Origin of the sequence: Streptococcus sp. OH4692_COT-348, assembly GCF_003859975.1 — a bacterium.
In the GTDB taxonomy this organism is placed as follows: Bacteria; Bacillota; Bacilli; order Lactobacillales; family Streptococcaceae; genus Streptococcus.
This window is the reverse complement of record NZ_RQZB01000010.1, coordinates 17068-31642: the sequence shown is the minus strand read 5'-3', so window position 1 is coordinate 31642 and position 14575 is coordinate 17068. Positions and strand designations below refer to the sequence as shown.

The following is a 14575-nucleotide window of genomic DNA, read 5'->3' as shown; positions in this document are numbered from 1 at the left end:
CTCCTCTAAAAATCCATCCCTTCCCCAAACTCCTCAACCTTATCCGGCACATCACTAAACAAAGTCACATGTCCCATTTTGCGGTTGTGCTTCGCTTCTATTTTACCATACATGTGGAGGTGGGCGCTTGGATTTTTTGTGACATATTTTTCGGCCGCCTCAACGTGCTGGCCGAGGACATTGAGCATGACAGCTGGCGCATGTAGTTTGATGGCTGGCAATTGTGCTCCTAGAACACCCAAGATATGGGTATCAAACTGGGAGAAGTCGCAGGCTTCGATTGAGTAGTGGCCTGAGTTGTGTGGACGCGGGGCAATCTCATTGACGATGATGTCGTCAGCCGTCGCAAACATTTCCACGCAAAGCGTTCCAGATAAGTTAAGTTGTTCTGCAATTCGCACTGCCATGGTTTTTGCTTTTTCAGCCAGACTAGCCGAAATGCGGGCTGGCACGATGGTCTTGGACAGGATATTGTTGCGATGGATATTTTCCTGAACCGGAAAAACTGTCACGTCCTTGCCATTACCAGACACGATGACAGAAATCTCAAGGTCAAAGTTAACGAATTCTTCTAAGACGCAGTCTGCTGAGTCGGCTAGTGCACGAGCTTCTTCCAAGTCTGCTTCCGAGCGAATGACTTTTTGTCCATGCCCATCGTAACCACCAGTCGCAGTCTTGAGGACATAATTTTTCGATAGGTCGATATCAGCCAAGTCTTGGCTTGAAGTCACAACCTTGTAGGGGGCAACAGTGACTTGAGCCTTATTTGACAAAAAATCCTTTTCAAAGATACGATTTTGAGAAATGCGGAGCAGGTCTGTTCCTTGAGGGAGTTGTCCACCCTTGATAACGGCATCCAAACCGTCAGCGTCGACATTTTCAAATTCATAAGTGAGGACATCGCAACGCTCCGCCAACTGACGGAGAGCGTCCACATCGTTATAAGGAGCCACGATGATCTCCGCCACGCGAGAGGCCGGGCAATCAGCCGCAGGATCCAGCGCGATGACCTTGTGCCCCATGTAGATAGCAGAAATGGCCATCATCTGCCCCAGCTGACCGCCACCGATAATTCCGATTGTTTTAGATGAGCTCATTGGTAGACTCCTCTGCGATTTTTCCTTGCTCTTCTGCGAAATCTGCTAATGCTGTAGCAATAGCCTGGTCCTCTACTGAAAGGAGACGGAGGGCAAAGAGGGCCGCATTTGTCGCTCCTGCTTCACCGATTGCCATCGTCGCAACAGGCACACCACCTGGCATCTGTACGATAGAGTAGAGTGAGTCCACGCCACTAAGAGCACGCGATTTGACAGGTACACCGATGACAGGAAGGGTTGTTTTGGCTGCGACCATTCCTGGCAAATGGGCTGCGCCACCTGCTCCCGCGATGATGACCTTGATGCCACGGCTACGAGCTTCTTCAGCATGTCTGAACATGAGGTCTGGTGTACGGTGGGCAGAGACAACCTTCTTTTCGTAGGCCACACCGAAACGGTCTAGGACTTCGGCGGTTTTTTGCATGGTTGCCCAGTCGGATTTTGAGCCCATGATGATGGAAATTACTGGTTTAGTCATAATATTCCTTTTCTTTCCTTTCTTTTTTCAATCACCTTAAGTTGTGAGGGACGGCAGCAGCCACCAAAGGTGTCTCATACCTAAATCGTAAGCCCCAGGTCTTCCGATTTCCCTGAAGGCTTGACTAATAAATCCAAGCCTTCTTTCACAACGGCGGTGATTGCTCTAATATTAGCTCGCTAATGCTCGCAAGTTATGCAACCATTAGCGTATTTTGTGAATTTTTATTTTTCTTTTAAATAATCGTCTAATGTAGTGCGGACGTAAGCGAACGCTTGTGGCGTTCCATTACTAAAACTGGAGCCTAGGTCTCCAGTTTTCCGCTCCTAGTATCAAAGTTACTAGGAGTTCCACTACTGCGACGATTATTCTATAGTGGCTCGCTTTCGCTCACCATGACAATTTTTGTGTCTGTTAATCTTTTATGGCCTTGCTTCCGATATCTGTTCGGTAGAAGAGGCCTTCTGTTTTTTGTTGCGATAGTTCTTGGTAGATGGTTTCTTGGGCTTCTTTGACGGTATCTGCTGTGGTAACTAGCATATAGACACGTCCGCCATTTGATAGCAATGCTCTGCTATTTTCAGCAAACTTAGCCCCTGCGTAGTAGGTGATGATGTCGTCTTCGGTCTTGGCTGGCAACTTGACACCTTTTTCATAGTCTAGCGGGTAACCATTGGACGCGACAACCACACCCAGAGTCACACCCTTGTCCGTCCACGTGATCTTCGGATCCTTACCATCGAGAATATCCGTGATATTTTGCGCAAAATCAGATGTCAAACGAGGCAAGATAATTTGTGTTTCTGGATCTCCAAAACGAGCGTTGAACTCGATGACTTTGGGTCCATCAGCTGTCAAGATAAGACCCGCATAAAGGATACCAAGATACGGACGACCTTCTTGAATCATACCTTCTAGGACTGGCTTGACAATGGTATCAACCGCTGTATCAATTACACTCTGTGGCAAGTGTGGAACTGGCGCATAGGAACCCATCCCTCCCGTGTTAGGGCCCTTGTCGCCATCATAGGCACGTTTGTGATCCTGAGCCGTTGGCATAATGTAGAACTTATCCCCATTGACAAAGGCAAAGAGTGAAAATTCCTCTCCTTCAAGGAATTCCTCAATAACCACGCGCGCACCTGAATCACCAAATTTATTATCCAAAAGCATCTCGTGAGCTGCTTCGACTGCTTGCTCAACCGTCTCCGCAACTACGACACCCTTCCCAAGGGCCAAACCATCCGCCTTGACCACGATAGGAGCCCCCTGCTTTTCGATATAGGCCTTGGCTTCCTCGAAATCTGAGAATGTGCCATAGGCCGCTGTCGGAACGCCGTATTTGACCATGATTTCCTTGGCAAAATCCTTAGACCACTCTAGCTCCGCTGCTAATCTTGTCGGACCAAAAGCCTTGAGGCCTACCTGGTTAAAATCATCCACAATCCCAGCCGCAAGGGCGTCATCTGGCCCGATAAAGGACCAAGCGATATCGTTGTCTTTTGCAAACTCAATCAATTTAGAATGTTCGGAAATAGAGATATCTACCAATTCCAACCCATCCAGAGTCATACCGTCATTCCCAGGAGCTACAAAGACTTTTTCAACGTCTTTTGATTCAAGTAACTTTTTAGCAATCGCATGCTCACGACCACCCGAACCGACAACAAGCAGTTTCATTTTCCAACCTCTTTTGCGAATTATTTACTAATATTATAACACAAACGTTCGTTTTAATCTTGTTTTATTAAGCATTTTTAAGCAAAAAAGGAAAGAAACTGTTTTCTTCCCTTTTACCTTCTTAATGTCTAAAATGTCTCACGCCTGTGAAGACCATGGTCATGCCATATTTGTCAGCAGCTTCGATAGATTCTTGGTCACGGACCGATCCACCTGGCTGGATGATGGCCTTGATACCTGCTTTGGCGATTTCTTCCACGTTATCTGCAAATGGGAAGAAGGCATCGGAAGCAAGCACAGCGCCGTCAAGACGGTCTTTAGCTTGGTCGATGGCAATACGAACGGAGCCCACACGGTTGGTTTGACCTGGGCCAACGCCAAGTGTCATGTGGTCATTGGTCACGATGATACCATTTGATTTGACATACTTGATAGCCTTCCAAGCGAACTCAAGGGCAGTCGCCTCTGTCTCAGTTGGCTGGCGTTTGGTCACCACTTGCCAGTCAGCTGGGCTTTCTTTGATCACATCTTGGTTTTGCACCAGGAGTCCACCTACTACACCTGTATATTCTGCTTCCACTTCGCTAGCATCTTGAGCGTCAAATGGCAAGGCGAGGATCCGCAAGTTTTTCTTTTTGTTAGTCAAAATGGCTAGTGCTTCATCCGTATAACTTGGCGCGATGATGATTTCAAGGAAAACGCCGTGCATCTTCTCAGCTGTCGCAGCATCTACCTCACGGTTGAGGACGACAATTCCACCAAAGATAGACACTGGGTCAGACTCATAAGCATAATCCCAAGCAGTCTCGATGTCATCAGCCTGACCGATTCCACATGGGTTCATGTGTTTAAGAGCCACAACGGTTGAACGGTCTTTGAAATCACGGATGATACGGATAGCAGCATCAGCGTCACGAATATTGTTGAATGACAATTCTTTCCCGTTGAGCTGTTTAGCGGATGCAATCGAGTAGTCAGTCGGCAAGGCTTTTTGGTAGAAATCTGCATCCTGTTGAGGATTTTCCCCATAGCGCATAGCCTGCTTGAGGTCATAGGTCAAAGTAAGCTTTTCAGGTTTGCTTTCGCCCACTTGAGCTGTGAAATACTCTGCAATCAAGGCGTCATAAGCCGCTGTGTGACGAAATACTTTGGCTGCCAAACGTTGACGCGTTTCGTAAGTCGTTTCGCCGTTTGCTGACAATTCGTCAAGAACCACAGCATAGTCAGCTGGATCTACCACAACTGTTACGCTAGCATGGTTCTTCGCTGCTGAACGAAGCATGGATGGCCCGCCGATATCGATGTTTTCAACTGCATCAGCATAAGTCACATCTGGTTTGAGGATGGTTTCCTTGAATGGGTAAAGATTAACCACTACAAGGTCAATGAGCTCGATTTGATTGTCTTTGGCTGCTTCCAAGTGACTATCCAAGTCACGACGAGCCAAAAGTCCCCCGTGGATATTTGGATGAAGGGTCTTGACACGGCCATCCATCATCTCTGGAAAACCAGTCACATCATCGATGGCAATGGTCTTCACCCCAGCATTATCAAGGGCAACCTTGGTCCCACCTGTCGAGATAATCTCCCAACCAAGTTTTTTAAGTTCTTGGGCAAATTCAACAATGCCCGCTTTATCTGAGACGCTGATTAAAGCGCGTTTAGTCATCTTTTTTCCTTTCATTTTCAAACTCTCTACCTACGCATTTTTCGATTCATAAAGTGTAGGGAGACGATTACCAAGACTCCCAAAATTACTGTCAGTAAAAATCTCCCCCAATAGGGAATCTCTGGGAAGAAAAAATTTACTAGTAAACGTAGAATGATTACCAAGGTAATCAAGGCAAGTGTTTCCAACCATTTTTTCATTTACTTGTCCAACAATTCTCTAATAACTTCCGGATACAACTTGTACTCTGCCTCATGAATCCGAGCTTCAAAACTGTCAATGGTATCATCAGCTAGTCGTGGTACACGAACTTGTTTGATAACCTTTCCAGTATCCACACCGGAATCCACCCAGTGAATGGTCACACCAGACTGATCCACCCCAGCATTCCAAGCATCCTCAATCCCATGAGCTCCTGGAAATTCTGGCAGGTAGGCTGGATGGATATTGATGATTCGACCTTCATAAGCCGACAATAAAGTTGGCCCAACGATTTTCATGTATCCTGCTAGACAAACCAAGTCAATCTGGTGTTCTTCCAAGAGTTCGACAAGGGCCGCTTCATAGTCTGCCTTGCTCTCAAACTCCTTGAGTTCAAAAGCATAGGACAGAACGCCGAGCTTGTCTGCACGTTCGAGCACATAGGCATCACGATGATCTGAAAAGACAAACTCCACTGGAAATTCTTCGGCAATCACCTGAAAATTTGAGCCATTACCCGAGGCAAAAACTGCTATTTTTTTCATTTGATGATGACACTTTCGTTTTCTTTCTTGACGATACGACCAATTTCATAAACTGGTTCATTCAACAATTCCTTGACACGGCCTACATTTTCAGGGCTAACTGCCAACATGAGTCCCACACCCATATTGAAGATTTCAAACATTTCTTCGTGTTTGATCTGACCGTATTTTTCAAGGGCTTTGAAAATTGGAAGCACTGGAACTTTGCTTTCATCAATCTCAGCAGCTAGGTCATCTGCAAACATACGAGGGACATTTTCGATAAAGCCACCACCAGTGATGTGGGCAATGCCGTTGACCAACTCTTCCTTGATGAGTGGCAAAACAGCCTTGACATAGATACGAGTTGGCTCAAGAAGAACGTCCTTGAGTTGCTTGCCTTCCAATTCTGGAAGGACTTCCTCACCTGTGTAATCCGCAAAGACACGACGGACGAGAGAGTAACCATTGGAATGAATCCCACTTGAAGCAAGTCCGAGAAGAATATCTCCTTCTGCCACCTTCGAACCGTCAATGACTTGAGATTTTTCAGCCACACCGACCGCAAAACCAGCCAAGTCATAGTCATCTTCGCCGTACATGCCAGGCATTTCAGCCGTTTCCCCACCAATGAGGGCAGCGCCTGCCTGCACACAACCTTCTGCCACACCAGCAACGACTTGCTCTAGCTTAGCTGGTTCATTCTTGCCTGTCGCCACATAGTCGAGGAAATAGAGGGGTTCCGCACCCGCAGCGATGATATCATTGACACACATGGCCACACAGTCCTGACCAATGGTATCGTGCTTGTCGTACTTGATAGCCAACATGAGCTTAGTTCCGACACCATCAGTCCCTGAAATCAAGACGGGTTCTTTAACCCCAGTCTTTGAAAGGTCAAACATACCACCAAAGCCACCAAGAGCTCCCATGACACCTGCACGCTCCGTACGAGCCACGTGCTTTTTAATCCGTTCAACAACTTCATAACCCGCTTCAACATCTACACCCGACTGGGCATAAGCATTTTTTGTCATTTATTTATTCCTTTTCTTTGAGAAGATTGCGACGTATTTTTAGATAAACAATTATTTTATCTAAAAATACTAGTCAGGGCTCTAGCTTTGATCCTATAGGACAAAGCGTCTACTGACAAATGCTTTAGCTTTTAGTCAGTAGTGAGACGTGAAGCATAAGCATTTTTATTTGTCATTTTGTCTCCTCTTCCTTTCCTTTAATAGAGAATCTTTATCCGACTATTTGTAAAAACTAGTCTTCTCTTCCAAACTTCGACGATAGTCTTCTTCGTAATCGTAGAGAGGCGTTGGGTAATCACCATCAAAATAAGCGACACAGAGACCACCATTTGGCGCATCCGTTTCAATACCAATCGACTCAATCAATCCTTCAACAGAAAGATAGGTCAGGCTATCCGCCCCAATGATTTGGCGAGTTTCTTCGACCGTATGATTAGCCGCAATTAGCTCCTGACGGGTCTGGATATCAATTCCATAGAAGCATGGATAAGCTAGCGCTGGACTGCCAATAGCAACGTGAACCTCAGTTGCACCCGCTTCTTTCAAGAGCTGAACGATACGACGAGAAGTTGTTCCACGTACAATAGAGTCATCAATCATAACAACACGCTTGCCTTTGACAACACCAGAAACTGCAGACAGTTTCATCCGCACCCCTTGCTCCCGCAATTCTTGAGTCGGTTGGATAAAGGTACGTTGGGTGTATTGGTTCTTGATGAGGCCCATTTCGTTTGGTAAACCTGATTCTTCCGCAAATCCCATAGCCGCGCTGAGGGAAGAATTGGGCACACCGACCACGATATCCGCCTCGTGCTTGAATTCACGCGCCAATTGGGCACCCATACGTTTACGTGCCGTATGGACATTGACACCATGAATGTTAGAATCAGGGCGGGCAAAATAGATATACTCCATAGAACAGATTGCTAACTGAGTATCATCTGTATAGCTATCATACTGGATGCCCTTGTCATCAATAATCACAATCTCACCTGGCTTCAAATCACGAATCCATTCAGCACCAATAACCTCAAAAGCACAGGTTTCAGAGGAAACAACCACCGCTCCGTTGGCCATTTTCCCGATAGAAAGTGGACGGAAACCATTGGGGTCAAGAGCCGCAATCAACTTGTCCTCAAACAGCAAGATATAGGCAAAACCACCTTTGACAAGACTGAGCGCTTCCTTGATTTTTCCCATCAAGTTCGGATTGTGACTGCGACGAATGAGATGAGCCAATATTTCCGAGTCCGAAGTCGCGCTGAAAATCGCTCCTCTATCTTCCAATTCTTTCTTGAGAGAGGCCGCATTGGTCAAGTTTCCATTATGAGCCAACCCAAACTGCATATCGTGAAAACGGAAGAGGAAGGGCTGAATGTTATCTACAGAAGCTTCGCCAGCAGTCGCATAACGCACGTGACCAATCGCACCAGTTCCTGTCAATTTATCCAAATTAGCAGGATTTCTGAAGACTTCTGATAAAAGTCCCATGTCACGATGGCGCTTCAATTGTCCCTGATCATTGGAGAGGATTCCTGCCCCCTCCTGACCACGGTGCTGAAGGCTGTGAAGACCAAAATAGGTCAATTTAGCAGCATCTGGATGTCCCCAGATACCGAAAACACCACATTCTTCATTAAGAGATTTTACTTCGTATGTCATTTTTTATACCTAATTTTCATTTGCAATCGTCAAGAGATAAATTTACATGACTTTTACATTACTGATACTATCTATTAGAAAATCTGCAAGTCTTATTTTCCAGTGAAATATTTAACCGCTGACGCAAACAGGTGCTGGTCTTTATTTCCTGGGATGTTTTGGAAAAGACCTTCCTCATAACGTTCTGAGTGGCCCATCTTACCGATGATTTGGCCGTTCTTACTGGTAATTCCTTCGATGGCATGGACAGAACCGTTCGGATTATACTTAGAGTCCATGCTAGGTTTGCCTTCGAAGTCAACGTATTGGCTGAAAATTTGTCCATTGTCACGGAGCTCTGCAAATTCCTCAGCCGTCACGACAAACTTCCCTTCACCGTGTGAAACAGGAATAGCGTGGATATCTCCCACTTGCACTCCAGCAAGCCATGGTGAATTAGTATTGGCAATACGAGTTTCCACCATCTTGGCCACGTGTTGGTTGGCATCATTGTAGAAGAGGGTTGGACTAGTACTACTAGCATCCTCGAAGTTTCCGTATGGAAGAAGACCTGATTTGACCAAGGCCTGGAATCCATTACAGATACCGATAATCAAGCCACCACGAGCGATAAAGCTATCAATAGCCGCACGCACTTTTTCATTGAGAAGGATATTGACGATAAACTTAGCCGATCCATCTGGCTCATCCGCAGCTGAGAATCCACCTGCAAAGAAGAGAATGTTAGCCTTACCAATGTTGTCAACCATGGTTTCAACTGACTTGACAATGGCTTCTTCATTCAAGGTCACGAATGGTACCAAGTTAACCTCTGCTCCTTCTTTTTCGAAAGCCTTAGCTGAGTCATATTCTGAGTTAGTTCCTGGGAAGACTGGGATGTAAACCACAGGTTTTTCAACCTTTTCTTTGGTTTTAATCACAACATCTGATACCACAGCTGGTACTTCAGCCAGTTCTTTGGCTTGGGCAAACTCTGTTGGGTAAACTTCTTCCAGTTTTCCTTGGAAGGCACTGTCAAGTTTCTGTCCATCTAGCTTCACACCGTTTACAGTCAGTGTAAAGTCTGCACTTGTTTGACCGATTTTCTCTACTCCAGCAATTTCTTCAGGAGATGTGAAGACAAATCCACCCAATTGAGCTGTCAAAGCCGTTTCAAGTTCAGGCAAGGTTACTTCTGCACCGATATGATTTCCAAAAGTAGCAAGTGCCAAACTTTCAACCACACCACCATATTTGACAGCTGATGCAGATGTCACTTTGTGGGCAGCTTGGATGTCTTCAAACTGAGCAAAGTTAGACTTAATCAAGTCAAAATCAATCTCTGTAGCAAGAGCTTGACCTGGGATATAGTAAATGTTTTCCCCAGCAGTCTTGAATTCAGGCGAAAGCACCTTACGGCTATCTGCGGTTGTCACACCAAAGGCTACCAAGGTTGGCGGTACTGTCAATTCTTCAAAGGTACCAGACATAGAGTCCTTCCCACCGATAGATGGCAAGCCAAGCTGAATCTGAGCTTCGATAGAACCTAGAAGAGCAGCTACTGGCTGACCAAAACGCTCTGCTTGTTTATCCATACGCTCGAAATACTCTTGGTAAGAGAAGCGAGCCTTAGACCAGTTTGCACCAGTAGCAACCAAACGAGCAGTTGCTTCGATGACCGCATAAGCAGCGCCGTGGTATGGAGACCATTCTGCTACATAAGGGTTGAAACCTTGGGCCATGACTGACGCAGTATGAGTCACACCGTGTTGAACTGGCAGTTTCTGCACAGATGCCTCAGTTGGTGTGAGTTGGTAGCGACCACCAAGTGGGTGATTGACCGTTGAACGACCAACAGAGCAATCAAAGATAGTCTGCAAACCTTTTTGACTAGCATGGTTCAAATCAGATAGAACCGTATGTGTATCAGCTTCAAGTGTTTCTACGCTTGTTGTACGCTCTTCTGGGAGTTTGACATCCTTATCCACAACCTTAGCATCGACGACCACGCGCACACCATTGGTATCAAGGAAACGACGTTCCAAGTCGACAATTGTTTCACCATTCCAGTGCATGACTAGATTTGGTTTTTCAGTCACTGTCGCAACCACAACAGCATCAATATTTTCTTTGTTACATTCCGCAACGAAGGCATCTACATCCTCAGGACGAACCACCACAGCCATCCGTTCTTGAGATTCAGAGATGGCAATTTCGGTACCATTCAAGCCTTGGTATTTAAGAGGCACTTTGTTAAGGTCGATTTCAAGTCCATCAGCCAATTCACCGATGGCTACACAGACACCACCAGCACCAAAGTCATTAGACTTCTTGATAAGACGAGTGACATCGCCATTACGGAACAGACGTTGAATCTTGCGTTCTTCGATAGCATTCCCTTTTTGAACTTCAGCTCCAGCAGTTTCCACGGACTCAACTGTTTGAACCTTAGAAGAACCTGTCGCACCACCGACACCATCACGTCCAGTCTTACCTCCAAGAAGGATAATGACATCACCAGCTTCCGGTTTTTCACGGACAACATTGCCCTTAGGAGCCGCTCCGACAACAGCACCTAGCTCCATGCGTTTAGCTACAAAGCCTGGGTGGAAGTATTCACGAACGTAGGTTGTTGCAAGTCCAATCTGGTTACCGTATGAAGAATAACCATGGGCCGCTGTTTTAGAAATGACTTGTTGTGGCAATTTCCCAGCGCGAGTTTCTGAAATCGGTGCGGTAATATCTCCAGCACCTGAGATACGCATAGCTTGGTAAACATATGAGCGACCTGATAATGGGTCACGAATAGCACCACCGATACAAGTAGCCGCCCCACCAAATGGCTCAATTTCCGTTGGGTGGTTGTGAGTTTCATTCTTGAACATTAGGAGCCATGGCTCTTTCACACCATCAACATTCACTTCAATTTCAACTGAGCAAGCATTGATTTCGTCTGACACTTCCATGTCATCCAAACGTCCATTGGCACGCTCATAACGACCGAAAACAGTCGCCATATCCATCAAGGTTTGAGGTTTTTCAGAACGCCCCAACTCATCGCGCATAGCGATATATTTATCATAGGTTGACTGCAATTGTTTTTGGAATTTCGATGCGGAGAAATCAATGTGTTTCAACTCTGTCTCAAAAGTCGTGTGACGGCAGTGGTCAGACCAGTAAGTATCCAAAACCTTGAGTTCCGTCTCAGTTGGCACGCGCCCTATTGACTTGAAGTAGTCTTGAATAAAGAGCAAATCATCCACTTCCATTGCCATGCCCTGCTCGGCCTTGTAGCGGGCAAAGTCCTCTGCTGTATAGCTTTCAAAGAAAGTTAATTTCGGAATGGTCTTATCTGACTCAGAAAATTCCTGCTTGGCAATCCCTGTCGTGATATCCTTGAAACGAGAATCAACTGGATTAAGCAGGTAGTTTTTGACCGCTTCTAACTCAGCCGCATCAATATCTTTATTAACCAAGTAAAGTTGGGCTGTATTGACTATTACATCACTCGAACTTCCCAGCAAAAGCAAGGCTTCCTGTGACGAAGCTGCACGTTGGTCAAATTGCCCAGGTAGGCTTTCAATGGCAAAGAAAGCATAGTTAGCCAGATCCGCCTGCACAGCAACTTCGTCCAAAACATGGTCTGTCACCTGCTCAGAGAAGATGTGTTTCTCTGCAGGCGCAAACAAGTCCTCAGCCAAATCAAATACATCATACACTTGCACAATACGAATACTTTTCAAGCTTGAAAGTCCCAAGTTGTGCTGGAGTTCTCTAACCAAACTCTCTGACTTGACCTGAAAATCAGCCTTTTTTTCAACAAAAATACGTTTATCCATCAATTCTTATTCCTTTATTTCAGCTCTTGCAATGTTCCCAAATAACCTTGCAACTTTTCCCAGACAATCTCGTAGATGCCGGTTAATTTACCTAGCCCCCGACGGAGTGTAAAGGTCTGGGAGACCTTTTCAGCCTGAGTCCTTACATCTGAAAGACGAAGGTTTTCCGTTTCTAACAGATTATTTCAAATCCTGCAATTTCTCCCAAACAATCTCGTAAACGTCGGTTAGTTCTCCCAATCCTCTACGGAAAACATCCTTGTCCATGTGGTTGCCATCCGCATCCCACAAGCGGCAGTTATCTGGTGAAAATTCGTCTGCCAAGATAATCTTGCCATCCTTATCAAAACCGAACTCTAGTTTAAAGTCAATCAACTTAAGACCAATCTCAGCAAACCAGGCTTTCAAGAGTTCATTGATTCGACGAGTTTCTTCCTTCAAGTAGGCGATTTGCTGGTCATCCGCAATCTTTAGGAATTTCACATGCTCGTCATTGATAAATGGATCATCCAAATCATCATTTTTATAGTAAAATTCGACAATCGGAGTCTCAAATGCGATACCTTCGTCTACGCCAAAACGTTTTGAAAAGGAACCAGCAGTATAGTTGCGAAGCACGACCTCCAGAGGAATAATCTTAACCTTTTTATTGAGTTGTTCCGTGTCTGAAAGTTTCTCCACAAAGTGAGTCGCCACACCAGCCGCATTTAATTTCTCAAAAATAAAAGATGAAATCTGATTATTCAATACTCCCTTGCCCGCAATCTGCTCCTTCTTGACACCATTGAAAGCAGTCGCCTGGTCCTTGTAAGTTGAAATAATAAGATTTTCATCCTCAGTTGTATAGATATCTTTAGCTTTTCCCGAATAGATCAATTGTTTTGACATTTTAAAGTTCGCCTTTCGTATTACTTGAGCACATTCTACCATAAAAAACCAAAAAACACAAGAATCTAACCGAATAAATATCAGATGTGTTTCAAAAATTGTAAAGAAAAAACTGCAAGAAGGATCTTTCTCACAGTTTAAAAATTATTTAACTCTAAAAACACGAACATTACTCTTTGTTCAAGAATTGATCCAAATAATAACGCAGGTAACTTTTCTTACCTGTAATCATCTGTAGACGACCTTCCACCCCATATCGAAGTTTTTCAGCCTGCTCAGAAGTTAGATTAGTCTCCGCCTCAATTTTAAAGAAATTCCCTTTTTCAGTCTTGGTAGCTGTAGCATCGATGCTGGTAATAGTAGAATCTAGGAAAAGTTGATTCTTGGCATCATGAGTCGTCGTATAGCGAACAGAATCACCGACCTTGATCCTTCCTACATCCTTTGAACTAAGATAGGCTGTGAGTTTGGCTTTCCCTTCTTTTTCCAAGGACGGATAAAGTTGGGCTAGTATGGCACCTTCTGCTACCATGGTAGAATCACTGGTCTCAGGATTAAGATGGAGCACCCCATCCTCACTTGCCGTAATTTTCCCCTTGTCTAAAAGATTTCCCTGAACCTTCTTACCTGACTCTGCTTCCAAGATTTTCTGGTCTAGAAGGGTCAATTCCTGACCAACCTTTGCCAAGTGTTGGGATTTAAGGGACTCCAATTGACTGCTTAAGCCTGACGCATAGGCTTGCTGGGTACCTGAACCTGCATACTGAACACGGTAAGTAGCAAGACTGGATTCTAACTGAGAAAGCTGTGCTTCAACCTGCGCAACAGCCTGGGATTTAGCTTGCGGATTTTCCTCGCCCTGAGACTTGTAGGACTGGTAGAGAGAATAGGCTAGATTCTGACTGGCCAAGGAAGCGCCTGTTTCAATAGCTGACTTAGCTGTCTGGTAATCGCGAATTTTAGCTTCTGTTTGGCTGATGAGATTGCCGATTTCGGCTTGGGTTTGGCTAGCTGCTGCATTCTGAGATGCGATGGTCTCATTTTGTTGCGATGTACTAGCCCTAAGACTAGCCGCTTGGCTGAGGTAGTCGCGAAAGGTGGCTTGGTAGCCAAACTTATCCTCCTCTGGAAAGTGGTTCTCCCCTTCTTGCAGACTTTTTTGCAAATACTCCAATTGCTTTTTTTGATCCTTAAGCATGTCCAACTGACTGGCATAAGACTCCGCTTGGACACCCTCTGCCCCTTCCTGATATTGAACAAGAAGCTCCCCCTTCTTGACCAGCTTATTTTCTTCCAAATGATTGACAAGAATGCGATTGCTGCTAGTTGACTGAATATTAGCAAGAATACGACTAGGTTCGATAGTCGCTCTAGTGGATAAACTCATCTCCTTCTCTGCAAGAGTTGCAAAGCCAAGTAAAAACACGAGCAGAAGCGACATGGGGACAATCACCCGACTGGAAAAATTATGGTAACGACGGTTATAAAACTCCGCACTTTCTAAAAATTCTGGTTTCATCC

Annotated in this window: 10 protein-coding genes; all 10 read right to left on the bottom strand. The window is 45.2% G+C overall.

The genetic code is table 11. The features are described 5' to 3' along the window. Positions 1-5: 5 nt before the first annotated feature. The 10 genes from purK to comB all read right to left on the bottom strand — a co-directional run bounded on the left by purK (position 6) and on the right by comB (position 14573). Positions 6-1097: a 5-(carboxyamino)imidazole ribonucleotide synthase gene (gene purK, locus EII37_RS06910; RefSeq protein WP_124788063.1), complete on the bottom strand. Its 1092-nt coding sequence runs from the start codon at positions 1095-1097 to the stop codon at positions 6-8. Then, complete coding sequence (gene purE, locus EII37_RS06905) at positions 1084-1575, bottom strand: 5-(carboxyamino)imidazole ribonucleotide mutase (RefSeq protein ID WP_000165788.1); 492 nt, start codon at positions 1573-1575, stop codon at positions 1084-1086. Before purE ends, purK begins: the two co-directional genes overlap by 14 nt. Positions 1576-1989: 414 nt before the next feature. Next, positions 1990-3255 carry a phosphoribosylamine--glycine ligase gene (purD, locus tag EII37_RS06895; RefSeq protein ID WP_124788062.1) on the bottom strand — a complete coding sequence of 422 codons (1266 nt, stop codon included), beginning with the start codon at positions 3253-3255 and terminating at the stop codon, positions 1990-1992. 121 nt (positions 3256-3376) lie between these two features. Then, on the bottom strand, positions 3377-4924 hold the full coding sequence (gene purH / locus EII37_RS06890) for a bifunctional phosphoribosylaminoimidazolecarboxamide formyltransferase/IMP cyclohydrolase (protein WP_124788061.1): 1548 nt from the start codon (positions 4922-4924) through the stop codon (positions 3377-3379). Between the two features lie 200 nt (positions 4925-5124). Continuing rightward, complete coding sequence (gene purN, locus EII37_RS06885; protein WP_124788060.1) at positions 5125-5670, bottom strand: phosphoribosylglycinamide formyltransferase; 546 nt, start codon at positions 5668-5670, stop codon at positions 5125-5127. Continuing rightward, a complete protein-coding gene (gene purM / locus EII37_RS06880) occupies positions 5667-6686 on the bottom strand; it encodes a phosphoribosylformylglycinamidine cyclo-ligase (RefSeq protein ID WP_124788059.1) in 1020 nt (339 codons plus the stop codon). Before purM ends, purN begins: the two co-directional genes overlap by 4 nt. A 219-nt stretch (positions 6687-6905) precedes the next feature. Next, positions 6906-8348: an amidophosphoribosyltransferase gene (gene purF / locus EII37_RS06875; RefSeq protein ID WP_000220645.1), complete on the bottom strand. Its 1443-nt coding sequence runs from the start codon at positions 8346-8348 to the stop codon at positions 6906-6908. A gap of 92 nt (positions 8349-8440) precedes the next feature. Continuing rightward, positions 8441-12166, bottom strand: a complete 3726-nt coding sequence (locus EII37_RS06870) for a phosphoribosylformylglycinamidine synthase (protein ID WP_124788058.1) — start codon at positions 12164-12166, stop codon at positions 8441-8443. A gap of 180 nt (positions 12167-12346) precedes the next feature. Further along, positions 12347-13054 (bottom strand): phosphoribosylaminoimidazolesuccinocarboxamide synthase, encoded by a 708-nt coding sequence (gene purC / locus EII37_RS06860; protein WP_185695968.1) that lies wholly within the window; start codon positions 13052-13054, stop codon positions 12347-12349. Positions 13055-13223: 169 nt separating this feature from the next. Then, the gene (gene comB, locus EII37_RS06855; RefSeq protein ID WP_124788056.1) at positions 13224-14573 is read right to left on the bottom strand and encodes a competence pheromone export protein ComB; all 1350 of its coding nucleotides are present in this window, start codon (positions 14571-14573) and stop codon (positions 13224-13226) included. Positions 14574-14575 lie beyond the last annotated feature (2 nt).